Raw genomic sequence first — 13,622 nt, forward strand, 5'->3', positions numbered from 1 at the left:
TCAGGTCTGAACCAGCACAACCTGAGCGCTCTCGGTGCTCCGGAATCACTCGAGCGCCTCCCCCCGCGTTACCCCACCCGTCGGCGGTTAAACAGAACCCTCGACTCGGTGCGCGGCGAATGTCCCGCCGGCCCCACCGCCCGCTTGCCCGCACACCCACGGTTCCCTATTCTGAACGAATAGTTCAATCTATCGAACGCCGCTATTCGGATCGAGGTGTGGAGTGTGCCTTTAGCCGAGGGGCAGTCGGTGAACGACAGGTGCGCTGCCATCGGCGAGCAGCTCGTGATGCGCCGAACCCAGCGGGGAATGACCGCCGCGGAGCTCGCGCGCCGTGCAGGGATCAGCAAAGCGACCCTGTCGGGGCTCGAATCGGGCACCGGAAACCCGACGATCACCACCCTGGATTCGCTTGCGGTGGCGCTGAGAATTCCGCTCACCGACCTCATCACCGGCGAACGGGATCCGGGTCCGATCCACCTGCCCGGGACCGATGTCGAGTCGGGCGAGGTGAAACGGGAACTGCTCCGCAGGATCAGCGGCGGGCATTCGGTCGAAATTTGGCGGATGCGCCTGCCGGCGAACCATTCCAGTACAGGTCTGCCCCACGCAGACGGCACCGTCGAGCAGCTCTATGTCTCGTCCGGCCACCTCCGCGCGGGACCGGTGGACAACCCCACGACGCTGGGGCCGGGCGACCTCCTGGCCTTTGCCGGCGACGCACCGCACGTGTATGTCACGTCGGACGAATCCGTCGACCTGACGGTGACATTCATTGTCCCAGTTCCGAATTGAAAGGGCTTCATGATTACGACCGCCACCCCCTTGCGGGGCTACCTCAGCGACAACGCGGCGGGCGCGTCCCCTCAGGTCCTGGCCGCGATGACGGCAGCGGCCGAGGGCATGGCCGCGCCGTACGGCAACGACGAGCTGTCGGCGTCGGTGCGGGCGAAGTTCGCCGACGTCTTCGACCATCACGTCGATGTCTTCCCAGTCGGTACCGGGTCGGCGGCCAACGGACTCGCGTTGGCCGCCCTGACGCCGCCGTGGGGCGCCGTCCTGTCGCACCCCGATTCGCACATCAATAATGACGAGGCCGGGGCGCCGGAATTCTTCACCAACGGTGCGAGATCGATCCTGGTGGACGGCCCGGATTCCAAGATCGATCCGGACCTGCTCCGCGCAGCGGTGGGGCGGCGGAGGGGCGACGTCCACAGCGTGCAGCCCTCCGTCGTCAGCCTCACGCAGGCAACCGAGGCCGGTAGCGTCTACAGCCTGGACGAACTCGCGGAACTGTCCTCGATCGCCCACGAGGCGGGTCTGCGGGTTCACATGGACGGTGCTCGGTTCGCCAACGCCCTGACGGCGATCGGGGCGACGCCGGCCGCGATGAGCTGGAAGGCCGGAGTGGACGTTCTGTCGTTCGGCGCCACGAAGAACGGCGCGATGACCGCCGACGCCGTGATCTCGTTCGACAGGCGGCTCGCCACCGAATTGCGCTACCGACACAAGCGCGCGGGTCAGCTCACGTCCAAGATGCGCTTCCAGGCAGCGCAACTGGGCGCCTACCTCGACGACGACCTCTGGCTGGACAATGCGCGTCACGCGAACGCCATGGCGTCACGGCTGCGCGACGGCCTCGCCGCCCTGCCCGGCGTGACGATTCTGAGCAGGGGCGGTGCCAACATTCTGTTCTGCCACTTCCCCGAGTACCTTTCGGTCGAGCTCAAAGCGCGGGGGTACGCCTTCTACGACGACCGCTGGGGCGCAGGAGTCGTGCGGTTCGTGACGTCCTTCGCGCACGACGCATCGGACATCGACACACTCCTGGCCTCGGTGACAGAGGTGACACGCCAGCACAGCTGACCGTTCCGCGCCGTTTATCCGCACCCACGGCGGGTATCACCACTCCGAGTTCGGGGAGAGCCCATAGAGCGGAGGTTCGGCGACGATGGCACGCATGCGACGGGTCGTGGGCGGGCTGATCGCCGCAGGCCCTCTCGTCCTCCTCCTCGCCGCGCCCGCGGCCGCGGACCCGGCCGATGTGGCGCTGACCGCGGCGGCGGCAGGCAGCACTGTGACGGCGACGATCACCAACGCCACCTCAGAGGACATCGTGTGCGGATTGGGCGGGCTGCACGCGGCGGACGACATCGTCGACCCGGAGTCCGTCGCGGTGTTCCACGCCTCCAACGTGGTGATCGCCCCGGGACCGCGTGAGTTCGTGTTCGAGGCGGTGCCCGATGGCGACTACCTGATCCATTGGATCTGCGGCGAGAACGCCGGACCCGGCGACGAGGTGTGGGGCTCGTCCCCGCTGCCCGAGACCGCCTACGCGAAAACCGCTACCGCGCAACCACTTCCCGTGTCGGTGCGCACCGAGACCTGTTTCGGATCGGTGTGCCTGCCGCCCGGCCTCGGTGTGGGTCTCGGCCTCTGATCGGCCGCCCGGTCACCCGAGCGCATCGCGCTGCTCTCGGAGGAATTCGCGCTCGGCGGTGTTGTCGGTGCGTTCGATCGCCGCGTCATACGCACGGGCCGCGTCGCCAGGGCGTCCGAGGCGGCGCAGCAGATCGGCCCGGACCGCGTGGTAGGGGTGGTATCGGTCGAGGTCGAGCTGTTCGACGAGCGCCAGCCCCTCCGCGGGTCCCCGGACCTCTGCGACCGCGACCGCACGGTGCAACGCGACCACCGGAGTCGGCGCGACCGACAACAACTGGTCGTAGAGTTGCAGGATCTGCGCCCAATCGGTGTCGGCCGCGGTGGGGGCGTCGCTGTGGACGGCATTGATCGCCGCCTGAATCTGATACTGCCCGGGACGGTTCCGTCGCAGGCACTCCCGCACCAGCGACTGCCCCTCGGCGACGAGATCGCGGTCCCACCGGCCGCGGTCCTGATCGGCGAGGAGGACGAGCCGCCCGTCGCCGTCGGTGCGGGCGGCCCGTCGCGAGTCGACCAGCACCATCAACGCCAGCAGTCCCGTGACCTCGGGTTCGTCGGGCATCAGCGCGGTCAGGAGCCGGCCGAGGCGGATGGCCTCGGCGCCCAGGTCCGCCCGCGTCAGCCCATCCCCCGAACTGGCCGTGTACCCCTCGTTGAAAATGAGGTAGACGACGGCCAGGACGGCGCGGAGACGGTCCGGGAGTTCGGCCTCGTCCGGCACCCGGTACGGGATGCGGGCGTCTCGGATCTTGCCCTTGGCCCGGACGAGGCGCTGCGCCATGGTCGGCTCGGGTACGAGAAACGCCCGCGCGATCTCCGCCGTGCCGAGCCCGCCGAGCAGCCGGAGGGTCAGGGCGACCTGGGCGGCGGGCGCCAGCGACGGGTGGCAGCACGTGAAGATCAGGCGTAGCCGGTCGTCGGGCACGACTCCCTCCTCCACGGGTTCTTCGTCGGCATGCAGCAGGGTGGCCTGCGCGTGGCGGTCCTGCTGGGACGCGTCGCGGCGGAGCCGATCGATCGCACGCCGGCGGGCGGTGGTGATGATCCATCCGGCCGGGCTCGGTGGCAGACCGGACGACGGCCAGCGCTGCACCGCCTCGGCGAACGCGTCCTGGACGGCCTCTTCGGCGATGTCGATGTCGCCGAACACGCCGACCAGGACGGACACCGCCCGGCCGTGTTCCTCCCGGAACACGCGTTCGACGTCGGCGGACGCGGTCACGTCAGCTGCCGCCTCCGGCGTGATGATGGAACGGGCGGACCTCGATCGGCAGGGTCGTCGCCCGGGTGAGTTTGCGGCCCCACTCCAGCGCCGCGTCCAGGTCGGGGGCCTCGACGATGGTGAATCCGCCGAGATGCTCCTTCCCCTCCGTGTAGGGGCCGTCGGTGACGAGCACGTCACCGCCCCGCACCCGCAGAACGGTCGAGGTGGTGGGGGCGCACAGCCCCCCGCTGAACACCCACGCCCCGGAGGACACCATTTCCTGATCGAGGGCGGCGAGGTCGTCGCCGATCTTCGCGAGGACGTCGGGTTCGGGGGCGGGGCCGTCGGGCTGGTACACGCTCAACAGGTACTGGGTCATCTCGGGTTCCTCCTCGGATCGAGTTCGTCGGCTCTTCCGGGACGTGCTGTGGCCGACTCTCACCTCCTATACGAACGCCACCCTTCCGAATCGACACTCCGCACGCAGAAATTTCCCGAACCTCGTCAGTTGTGCTCGGACACCAGCACCGCGCGGGTCCCCGGCTCCAGCGCCTCGAACACGTGCGCCACGTCGCCGGGGTAGGCGATGTAGTCGCCGGGCCCGAGTTCGACGGGATCGTCGGCCACGCCGACGAGCGCGCGCCCGGCGCTCAGGATCACGTGTTCGACGACACCGGGCATGTGCGGTTCGGATTCCCGGCCGGGGCCCGGTTCCACGGCGAGGCGATACAGGTCCCGGCGGGCGGACGGAGGGCAGGACGCGACCAGGGTGGCGCGGTAGTCGGCCCGGTCGGACACCAGTTCCGGTCCCTCGTCCGCCCGGATGACCTGGACGCGCGGGCGCGGCGGGTCCAGCAGTTGCGATATCGGCACGTCCAGCGCGACGCACAGGGCCCACAGAGTTTCGACGCTCGGGTTGCCGCCGCCCGACTCGAGTTGGGACAGAGTGGATTTCGCGACACCGGCGCGGCGGGCGACCTCGGTCAGGGACATGCCCGACCGTTCGCGTTCGCGGCGCAGCGAGGGTCCGATGTATCCCAGGGGGGATGTCGCCGCCATGATTACCCTTCCCGAAGCCGTGTTCATTATTTCGGTCACCATGTTCGCCTTGACGAATGGGTGTGTTCTGTTCAGTATAGAAGTCATGCGTTCGATACAGCGAACACTCGGAAGGCCGGCCCTCCGGAACATCGCGCTGGTATGCCTGGCCGACGGCCTCGTCGGCATGGCCTACGGCGCGATCGCGGTCGGCTCCGGGCTGGACCCGTGGCTGCCCGTGGCGCTGTCGGTGCTGGTGCTGGCCGGATCGGCCGAGTTCCTGTTCGTCGGCATCGTCGCGGCAGGGGGAAGCCCGATCGCGGCGGCGATCGCCGGGTTGCTGGTGAACGCGCGCCACCTGCCGTTCGGTCTGGCGGTCGGCGACGCGCTGGGTCGGGGGCTGCGCCGGGTCGCGGGCAGCCACCTGATGAACGACGAATCGGTCGTGTTCGCGCTCGGTCAGACGGACCCGGCCCGCCGCCGCGCCGCGTACTGGGCGTGCGGGGTGGGGATTGCGGTGTGCTGGCCACTCGGCGCCCTGGTCGGCGCGGCGGCGGGCAATGGGCTCGGCGACCCCACCGCCCTCGGGCTCGACGCCATGTTCCCGGCGGTGCTGCTGGCGCTGGTGCTGCCTGCGCTGCGCGATCGGGACGTGCGGGTGCCCGCGCTGATCGGCGGCGCTGTCGCCCTGGCGGCCGCTCCCCTCCTGCCTGCCGGCCTCCCGGTGCTCGCGGCGTTGGTGGGGCTGCTCGCGGGTGCTCGCCGGAAGATACTGCGGTGAGTGGGAATCTCGTCCTGCTCGGATCGGTCGGGACGCTCGCCGCGGGCACGTTCGCCTTCCGGTTCGCCGGTCCGATGCTGCGGACCCGGCTCGCCACGAGACCCTGGATGGAACGGACCATGGCGACCGCGGCGGTGGTCCTGCTCACCGCGGTGGTTGGCACGACGGCGCTCACGGAGGGGCACGAATTCGCCGGAGTGGCGCGTCCCACCGGCGTCGTCGTCGCGGGCCTACTCGCCTGGCGGAAGGCGCCTTTCGTCGTCATCGTCCTGTCGGCGGCCGCCACGGCTTCCGGATTGCGGCTCCTGGGCGTGCCGTGAGCATGCATGATCGGGGGGTGCTATTTCATCTCTGTGCCACGTGCGGCGTCGAACAGGACCCGAACACTCCACTCCCCGACGAATGCGCGATCTGCGCGGACGAACGCCAGTACATTCCGTTGGGCGGTCAGGAGTGGACCACCGTGGAGGCACTGGCCGGTGCGGGGCACCGGGCGGTCGAGCACGAGGTCGAGCCGGGACTGTTCGGCCTGTACGTGGAGCCGAAGACCGCGATCGGTCAGCAGTCGCTCGTCGTCCGCACCCCCGCCGGGTCGCTGTTGTGGGATCCGATCGGTTTCGTCGACGCCGCGGCCGTCGAGGCCGTCGCCGCGCACGGCCCGGTGATCGCCGTCGCCGGCAGTCACCCGCACATGTTCGGCGTCCAGACGCAGTGGTCGAGGGCGCTCGGCGACGTGCCCATCCTGGTGGCCGAGGCGGACCGCTCCTGGCTGGCGCGGGCGGACGGGCCGGTCGAGTTCTGGTCGGGCACCCACGAGGTGGCGCCGGGACTCACCCTCCACCAGATCGGCGGACACTTTCCCGGCAGCGCGGTCGCGCACTGGCGGGCCGGCGCCGACGGCCGCGGCGTCCTCCTGACCGGGGACGGCGTGTTCCCCAATCCGGACCGCCGCACCGTGTCCTTCCTGCGGTCGTACCCGAACCGGTTGCCGCTGTCCGCGGCGGTGGTGCGGCGCATCGCGGATCAGTTGTCCCACCTCGAGTTCGACCGGATCATCGGCAACTTCGACAACGTGATCGACAGCGACGGCCGCGAAGCGCTCGCCTACTCCGCCGGCCGGCACTGCGCGTGGGTGACCGGAGAGTTCGACCACCTCACCTGACGTCACGGTGACAGGCCGGCGACGATCGTTTCTCCCCGCCGACGCGGTGACAGGGCTACCCTCCGCACTAGTAGCGTGGGCAGCGACTGAGGAGGTAGGTCGGATGGACTTGACAGCAATCGGTGTCGGTTTCGGCTACGTGGTCGTAGTCCTCACCATTCTTGTGGTCGTGGTGGGGGTGTCGGCTCTGTTCGTGTTCTCGATCAAGTCGGACTACCTTCCGCCGGACACCACTGGCACTCCCCCGGGAAGAAAGCGGATCGGCAGGGCGAGATAGCCGCGTACGCACCGGAAGGCGGGTGGTTCCCACGGCGGAGCCACCCGCCTTCCATGCGTCGCGGGCACCCCTCGGTTTCTGGATCGATTCTGCTGTGCGGACGTGGCGAAGCCACGCTTACCGAGACGGTCGGGAACAAGGCGACTACCGTGACAGGAGTCGCCTATTTTTCGAGGAGCACGGAATGAGTATCCAGTCGGTTGAGTCACGCCGCCATCGCGTCGTGGTCATTGGATCCGGCTTCGGTGGGTTGTTCGGCACACAGGCGCTGAAGAACGCCGATGTCGACATCACCATGATCGCGCGCACCACTCACCATCTGTTCCAGCCGTTGCTGTACCAGGTGGCGACCGGCATCCTCTCAGTCGGCGACATCGCCCCCGCCACCCGGCTGGTGCTGCGGAAGCAGAAGAACACGCAGGTGCTGCTCGGCGATGTCGAGAAGATCGATCTCGAGGCGAAGACGATCACCTCCCGGTTCCTGGACCGGACCACGGTCACCCCCTACGACAGCCTGATCGTCGCCGCCGGCGCCGGCCAGTCGTACTTCGGCAACGATCACTTCTCCGAGTTCGCGCCGGGCATGAAGACGATCGACGACGCACTCGAACTCCGCGGCCGGATCCTCGGCGCATTCGAGCAGGCCGAGCTGTCGGCCGACCCCGCCGAGCGGGCCCGGCTCCTGACGTTCGTGGTCGTCGGCGCGGGACCGACCGGTGTGGAACTCGCCGGCCAGATCGCGGAACTGTCGCGCCGCACCCTGTCGGGGGCGTTCCGCAACATCGATCCGCGGGAGGCCCGGGTGATCCTGCTCGACGGCGCCGACGACGTCCTGCCCGTATACGGCGGAAAGCTGAGCCGCAAGGCGCGTGAGCAGCTGGAGAAACTCGGAGTCGAGATCCAGCTCGGGGCGATGGTCACCGACGTCGACGTGGACGGGCTCGTCGTCAAGGACAAGGACGGCACCCACCGGCGGATCGAGTCGCAATGCAAGGTGTGGTCGGCCGGTGTGCAGGCCAGCCCGCTGGGCAAGCAGATCGCCGACCAGTCCGACGCGGAGATCGACCGGGCCGGTCGGGTGATGGTCCGGCCGGACCTCTCCGTGCCCGGCCACCCCGACGTCTTCGTCATCGGCGACATGATGTCGCTCGACAAGCTGCCGGGTCTGGCGCAGGTCGCGATGCAGGGCGGCAAGTACGCGGCCAAGCAGATCAAGGCCGGCCTGAGCGGCGGGAAGCCGGAGGACCGGCCGCCGTTCAAGTATTTCGACAAGGGCAGCATGGCCACCATCTCGCGGTTCAGCGCGGTGGCGAAGGTCGGCAAGCTCGAGATCAGCGGATTCATCGGGTGGGTGGCCTGGCTGGCGATCCACCTCATGTACCTGGTCGGGTTCCGCAGCCGCCTGTCGACTCTGCTGTCGTGGACGGTCACCTTCCTCGGCCGGGGACGCGCGCAGATGGCGTCGACCGAGCAGTGGGTGTTCGCCCGCAATGCGATGGAACAGTTGGAGCGGCAGGAGCGGGAGAAAGCGATCGCCGAGAAGCCGTCCGGCAGTGCGCAGCGGAAAGCCGCCGGCTGACGCGGCGACGCGCATGACCTTGCGACGGAGGGGACGGACCGGTGGTCCGTCCCCTCCGTCGTCGTCGCGTCAGTTCCCGAGGCGGCCGGTGTCGGTGATGTTCGCCAGCCGGACCTGCCCCTTGGACACGAGGCGATCCTGTTCGTCGGTGATCCGGACCTCCCACAGTTGCTGGGTGCGGCCGCGGTGGACGGGGCTGGCCTCGGCGGTGAGTGTTCCCTCCCGGGTGGCGCGGAGGAAGTCGGTGTTGTTGTTGACCCCGACCACGTGCCCGCGCCCGCCGAGCCACACCGTCCCCGCCGTACTGGCCACCGATTCGATGACGGAGCAGTACACGCCGCCGTGCTGGATTCCGGCGGGCTGCTGCAGGTCGGGGGTGACCGTCCAGTGCGCCCGGACGCGGTCGGGAGTCAGTTCGGTGTATTCCAGTCCGATGAGGGCGTCGAATCCCTTGCCCAGTTGTTCGGCCAATCCGGCGGTGTCGACGTGACCGTCACCGTTCGATGCCTGCTGTTCCCTGGAACCCACCATCACACTCTCCATCGGATCACTGTGCGCTCTCGCCGCGCACCCGATCTCCTGCCTACACGACCCGGCGGGCAGCGGGAACGGCAGGTGGGCAAAATGATCGGCGGGCCTCACGCTGTGCAGCGTGAGGCCCGCCGTGGGATGGACCTCGGAGTCTCTGCAGCCCTCAGGACTCCGGCTCGGTCCGGTAGTTCGGTTCTCGGTGGGTCCTGCTCGACCCGCCTGCTAGAAGTATAGGCAAGGCTTTCCTAATTAAGCAAGTGCTTCCGTGCCTGCCCGAACCGACCGCAGTGGGGGCGTGTCACCCGGCCCTTCGACCGGACCGGCACCCCGGCGGCCACGAAGGCGTCCAGGATCCCCTGACCACGGCGCTGCGCGGCGGCCTCCCCGCCGCCGGCGAGGATCGGCACGTACGTCGCGGCCCCCAGCACGGCCTCCCCTACGAGCCCCCAGAAGCGGGTCGCGTCGATCGGCGTCAGCCGGGCGATCGCGTCGAACACCGCGTGCAGGGAGGTGAGACTGCGGTGCACCGTCCACAGCAACAGGGCCCGCTCGCACGGCACGGTGACCGTCCGGGGCGCGCCGGCGTAGGGGTCGTCCGGCAGGACCCGCATGGCGTCGTCGGCGACGCCCGCCCAGTCGATTCCCTCGTCGCTGTCCATGTGGATCCACAGATTCTCGAGCCCGGGATCCCAGGCGCGTCCCTCCAGCACGACGAGTGCGGTGACGCGTCCGACCACCGCGTGGATGAGCGCGGTCGCCACCTGCATCGCGGCGACGTCGGGATCGGGGACGTCCTCGAGCGAACGCGCCCACATCCGGGACACCCGGTCGCCGTCGAGATCGTCGGCGAGCGACCACCACCGGCGTTTGCCCTCGTCCGCCATCGTCGCGACCGCGTACATGCGCGGATATTCGGCGTTCAGTGCGCGAAGTCGTGTGCAGGACACGTCCAGTGCGGTCGCGGGGGCGGACAGGGTCGAGGTCACCGTGCACTCCAATCGGTCGGGATGGAACACCACCAAACATAGGTGAGCCTAACCAAATATCAAGACTTGGCATCATGTGATGTGACGCACCCCGCCCAACTGCGGCGGTGGGGATCCCCCGCCGGATGTGGCATCAGAGATAGGGTTCCGTAACCTAAGTAGTTGAATCAGTGCAGATCCGGTGCCCGTGCACACGTCAGGAGCTTTCCCCGCCAGTGACGACGACGAGACAGTTCGGCAGCGACATCCCGCACCTGCCGACCGACGAGCCCTACGGAAAGCGCGACGTCCCGCGCGGTCCCGCCCCGCGGTTTCTGCGGGCACTCGCGGGACTGCTCGACCTCGGGATCGTGGCCATCCCACTCGTTCTCGGGTGGTACATCGTCGACTCCCTCCGCGACGACAACGGCGGCGGGCAGGCCGACCGGGTCGTGTTCGGCGGCGCCGCCGTCGCGATCGCGGCGGGCCTCGCCCTGTGGAACCGCGGATTCCGCGAGGGCGACACCGGGCAGAGTTCGGGCAAGGGCTGGGTGGGTCTGGTCACCCGCGACACCCACACGCACGACGCGATCGGACCGGCACGGTCACTGCGGCGGGTGTTCCGACGGTCCGGAACCGAGGTCGTGCGCGAGAACACCGCCAACGACGAGGGATTCGCCGTCCGCGAGAAGGACGTGAGCGTCGCGGCGATCCGCCGTCGCCGGCTCGTCGGGCTGGGTGTCCTCGTGATCCTGCTCGCCCTGGTGCTGCTCGCCAGCGTCGCGGTCGGGGCCCGGCCACTGTCCTTCGCGGAGATCTTCCACGCACTGTTCGAGCCGGCCGGCTCCCAGACCGACATCATCGTCCGCACACTCCGCGGTCCGCGCACCGCGCTCGGCCTCGTCGTCGGGATGGCGCTCGGTGTCGCCGGCGCCCTCATCCAGGGGCACACCCGCAACCCGCTCGCCGACGCCGGACTGCTCGGCCTCAACGCCGGCGCCGCGTTCCTCGTGGTGCTGTCGATGTACCTGTTCGGGTTCAGCGCGCCCAGCGAGTACCTGTGGTTCGCGTTCGCCGGGTCGTTCGCCGCGAGCGTGATCGTGTTCGGGCTGTCCTCGATCGGGAACGGCGCCGCGAGTCCGCTCAGTCTGGCCCTGGCCGGGGCTGCCGTCGCCTTCTTTCTGCAGGCGATGACCAACGCCATCATCATCGTCGATCAGTCGAGCCTCGACTCCTACCGGTTCTGGGTGGTCGGCTCCGTCGCCGGACGCGGCTTCGACGTGCTGTGGCAGGTGCTGCCGTTCCTGATCATCGGGCTGATCCTCGCCCTGGTCAGCACGCCCGGGCTGAACGTCCTCAGCCTCGGCGAGGACGTAGCGCGGTCCCTCGGCACCAACATCGCCGCGAGCCGCGCCCTCGGCATCGTCGCCATCACCCTGCTCACCGGCGCCGCCACCGCGGCCTGCGGTCCGATCGCCTTCATCGGCCTCGTCGTTCCGCACGTCGCGCGGGCGATCACCGGCCCCGACTACCGCTGGCTGGTCCCCTACGCCGGGCTCCTCGGCGGCGTCATGCTGGTGACCGCCGACGTGATCGGGCGCGTCGTCGTCCGGCCCGGTGAACTGCAGGTGGGAATCGTGCTGGCCGTGTTCGGGGCACCGTTCTTCATCGCGCTGGTCCGGCGCAGAAAGTTGGCGAGCCTGTGAGCACTCGAGACGACGTGCGCCCCGACGCCCGGACGAAGCCGCCGGCCCGTGTGCCCTCGCGCCCCGCTTTCCGGCTCGGGCCGATCTCCCTGGTCCTGCGCCCGCTCGGCATCGCCGTCAACGTGGCGCTGCTGGCGGCACTGTTCCTCGTGCTGTGCCTCAACATCGGGCGGGGCGACTACCCGCTGTCCATCCCCGAGGTCACGCGGGTGCTTTTCGGCGGCGGCACGAAGGCGCAGAACTTCATCGTCCTGGATCTGCGCCTGCCCCGGTCGCTGACCGGGGTGTTCATCGGCATGGCCCTCGGACTGGCCGGCGCCATCACCCAGTCGATCGCCCGCAACGCGCTGGCGAGCCCCGACATCCTCGGCATCACCTCGGGTGCCAGCGCCGCCGCGGTCGCGCTGATCGTCCTCGGCGGTGGCGGCAGCTTCGTCGGGGTCCTCGCCACCCTGGGCATTCCCCTGGCCGCCCTGTTCGGCGGGCTCCTCACCGCGCTGGTGATCTACCTCCTCGCGTGGCGCGGCGGGGTGGAGGGATACCGGCTGATCCTGATCGGCATCGGCGTCAACGCCATGCTGATCGCGGTCACCGGCTGGCTGCTCATCTCCGCCGACATCAACGACGCCTCCCGCGCGCAGGTGTGGCTCAACGGCTCACTCAACGGCGCCGCCTGGAGCCAGGTGTGGCCCGTGACGATCGCCGTCGTCCTCGTCGGCGGCTACGCGGTGATCTCCTCGTTCACGATGGGCGCACTGCGGCTCGGCGACGACAACGCGGTGTCGCTGGGTGTGCGGCTGCAGTGGTCGCAGGCACGGCTGCTGCTCATGGCCGTCGCCCTCGCCGGCATCGCGACCGCGGCCGCCGGACCGGTCGGCTTCGTCGCGCTCGCCGCACCGCAGGTGGCGCTGCGCCTGGTCCGCTCCGCCGGTCCCCCGCTCATCGCGTCCGCACTGACCGGCGCCGTGCTGGTGGAGGGCAGCGACGTCGTCGCCCGCACGATCCTGCCCGTCGAACTGCCCGTCGGCATCGTCACCTCGGCGCTCGGCGGCCCATTCCTGCTGTATCTGCTGGTGCGCAACAATCGGAAGGTTTCGGCATGACCGTGCAGACTGACGCTCGGCTGATCGCCGACAACCTGAGTCTCGGGTACGGCGACCGGGTCATCGTCGACAACCTCGACCTCGAGGTGAAGACCGGCGTGATCACCACCGTGATCGGCCCGAACGGCTGTGGCAAGTCGACCCTGCTGCGCGCACTGGGGCGTCTGCTGAAACCGCGGCACGGCTCGGTGCTGCTGGACGGCAAGGCGATCGGCTCGATGCGCACCAAGGACGTGGCCCGCACGCTGGGCATGCTGCCCCAGGCGCCCGTGGCACCCGAGGGGCTCACGGTGGCCGACCTGGTCGCCCGCGGACGGCACCCGCACCAGTCGTGGATCCGGCAGTGGTCGTCGGACGACGAAGGCGAGGTCGCCGAGGCGCTCGCTCTCACCGGGGTGTCCGACCTCGCCGACCGCCCCGTCGACCAGCTGTCGGGTGGTCAGCGTCAGCGTGCCTGGATCTCGATGGCCCTCGCGCAGGGCACCGACATCCTGCTGCTCGACGAGCCCACCACCTACCTGGACCTGGCGCACTCGATCGAGGTCCTCGACTTGGTGGACCGGATGCACGAGGAGCTGGGCCGCACCGTGGTGATGGTGCTGCACGACCTGAACCTCGCGATCCGCTACAGCGATCAGCTGATCGTGATGCGGGACGGCACCATCGTCGCGGCCGGGGCACCGAAGGAGATCATCTCCGCCGAACTCCTCCTCGAGGTGTTCGGGCTCGAGGCCGCGGTCATCGCCGATCCGGTGTCCGATCGCCCGCTGGTGGTGCCGATCGGCACCCGCCACGTGTACGGCGCCGTGGGCGGGCCCGCGACGAAATAGCGAA

At 69.4% G+C, this 13,622-nt stretch carries 16 protein-coding genes; 11 read left to right on the forward strand and 5 right to left on the reverse strand.

Annotated elements, in window-relative coordinates; genetic code table 11:
- The first annotated feature begins 225 nt into the window (after positions 1-225).
- The 3 genes from H0B43_RS01870 to H0B43_RS01880 all read left to right on the forward strand — a co-directional run bounded on the left by H0B43_RS01870 (position 226) and on the right by H0B43_RS01880 (position 2,440).
- Positions 226-795 (forward strand): XRE family transcriptional regulator, encoded by a 570-nt coding sequence (locus tag H0B43_RS01870; protein WP_213015030.1) that lies wholly within the window; start codon positions 226-228, stop codon positions 793-795.
- A gap of 9 nt (positions 796-804) precedes the next feature.
- Positions 805-1,866: a low specificity L-threonine aldolase gene (locus tag H0B43_RS01875; RefSeq protein WP_185729548.1), complete on the forward strand. Its 1,062-nt coding sequence runs from the start codon at positions 805-807 to the stop codon at positions 1,864-1,866.
- An 85-nt stretch (positions 1,867-1,951) separates the two neighbouring features.
- Positions 1,952-2,440, forward strand: a complete 489-nt coding sequence (locus tag H0B43_RS01880) for a hypothetical protein (RefSeq protein ID WP_185729547.1) — start codon at positions 1,952-1,954, stop codon at positions 2,438-2,440.
- A gap of 12 nt (positions 2,441-2,452) precedes the next feature.
- Here the strand turns inward: H0B43_RS01880 and H0B43_RS01885 are convergent, their stop codons facing one another.
- The 3 genes from H0B43_RS01885 to H0B43_RS01895 form a co-directional block, all read right to left on the reverse strand.
- Complete coding sequence (locus H0B43_RS01885; RefSeq protein ID WP_185729546.1) at positions 2,453-3,664, reverse strand: RNA polymerase sigma factor; 1,212 nt, start codon at positions 3,662-3,664, stop codon at positions 2,453-2,455.
- 1 nt (position 3,665) lies between these two features.
- Entirely contained in the window at positions 3,666-4,025 is a 360-nt protein-coding gene (locus tag H0B43_RS01890) for a YciI family protein (protein ID WP_185729545.1), read from the reverse strand.
- A 125-nt stretch (positions 4,026-4,150) separates the two neighbouring features.
- Positions 4,151-4,705, reverse strand: a complete 555-nt coding sequence (locus H0B43_RS01895; RefSeq protein WP_185729544.1) for a helix-turn-helix domain-containing protein — start codon at positions 4,703-4,705, stop codon at positions 4,151-4,153.
- Between the two features lie 85 nt (positions 4,706-4,790).
- On the opposite strand from H0B43_RS01895, the gene H0B43_RS01900 reads away from it, so the two are divergent.
- The 5 genes from H0B43_RS01900 to H0B43_RS01920 all read left to right on the forward strand — a co-directional run bounded on the left by H0B43_RS01900 (position 4,791) and on the right by H0B43_RS01920 (position 8,483).
- Positions 4,791-5,465, forward strand: a complete 675-nt coding sequence (locus tag H0B43_RS01900) for an AzlC family ABC transporter permease (RefSeq protein WP_185729543.1) — start codon at positions 4,791-4,793, stop codon at positions 5,463-5,465.
- Positions 5,462-5,785, forward strand: a complete 324-nt coding sequence (locus tag H0B43_RS01905) for an AzlD domain-containing protein (protein ID WP_185729542.1) — start codon at positions 5,462-5,464, stop codon at positions 5,783-5,785. Before H0B43_RS01900 ends, H0B43_RS01905 begins: the two co-directional genes overlap by 4 nt.
- 17 nt (positions 5,786-5,802) lie before the next feature.
- Positions 5,803-6,627 carry an MBL fold metallo-hydrolase gene (locus tag H0B43_RS01910; RefSeq protein ID WP_185729541.1) on the forward strand — a complete coding sequence of 275 codons (825 nt, stop codon included), beginning with the start codon at positions 5,803-5,805 and terminating at the stop codon, positions 6,625-6,627.
- Between the two features lie 103 nt (positions 6,628-6,730).
- Positions 6,731-6,904: an adenylate cyclase gene (locus H0B43_RS01915; protein ID WP_185729540.1), complete on the forward strand. Its 174-nt coding sequence runs from the start codon at positions 6,731-6,733 to the stop codon at positions 6,902-6,904.
- Positions 6,905-7,088: 184 nt separating this feature from the next.
- Positions 7,089-8,483, forward strand: a complete 1,395-nt coding sequence (locus H0B43_RS01920; RefSeq protein WP_185729539.1) for an NAD(P)/FAD-dependent oxidoreductase — start codon at positions 7,089-7,091, stop codon at positions 8,481-8,483.
- Positions 8,484-8,552: 69 nt separating this feature from the next.
- Here the strand turns inward: H0B43_RS01920 and H0B43_RS01925 are convergent, their stop codons facing one another.
- Positions 8,553-9,014, reverse strand: a complete 462-nt coding sequence (locus H0B43_RS01925) for a PaaI family thioesterase (RefSeq protein WP_185729538.1) — start codon at positions 9,012-9,014, stop codon at positions 8,553-8,555.
- 245 nt (positions 9,015-9,259) lie between these two features.
- Positions 9,260-10,033: a hypothetical protein gene (locus tag H0B43_RS01930; protein WP_185729537.1), complete on the reverse strand. Its 774-nt coding sequence runs from the start codon at positions 10,031-10,033 to the stop codon at positions 9,260-9,262.
- Positions 10,034-10,215: 182 nt separating this feature from the next.
- On the opposite strand from H0B43_RS01930, the gene H0B43_RS01935 reads away from it, so the two are divergent.
- The 3 genes from H0B43_RS01935 to H0B43_RS01945 are packed head-to-tail and all read left to right on the forward strand — an operon-like array spanning position 10,216 to position 13,618.
- On the forward strand, positions 10,216-11,685 hold the full coding sequence (locus H0B43_RS01935) for an iron ABC transporter permease (protein ID WP_185729536.1): 1,470 nt from the start codon (positions 10,216-10,218) through the stop codon (positions 11,683-11,685).
- On the forward strand, positions 11,682-12,788 hold the full coding sequence (locus H0B43_RS01940) for an iron chelate uptake ABC transporter family permease subunit (RefSeq protein WP_185729535.1): 1,107 nt from the start codon (positions 11,682-11,684) through the stop codon (positions 12,786-12,788). Before H0B43_RS01935 ends, H0B43_RS01940 begins: the two co-directional genes overlap by 4 nt.
- The gene (locus H0B43_RS01945) at positions 12,785-13,618 is read left to right on the forward strand and encodes an ABC transporter ATP-binding protein (RefSeq protein ID WP_185729534.1); all 834 of its coding nucleotides are present in this window, start codon (positions 12,785-12,787) and stop codon (positions 13,616-13,618) included. Before H0B43_RS01940 ends, H0B43_RS01945 begins: the two co-directional genes overlap by 4 nt.
- Positions 13,619-13,622: the final 4 nt, after the last annotated feature.

It is taken from the genome of Rhodococcus sp. 4CII (assembly GCF_014256275.1).
Taxonomy (GTDB): Bacteria; Actinomycetota; Actinomycetes; order Mycobacteriales; family Mycobacteriaceae; genus Rhodococcus_F; species Rhodococcus_F wratislaviensis_A.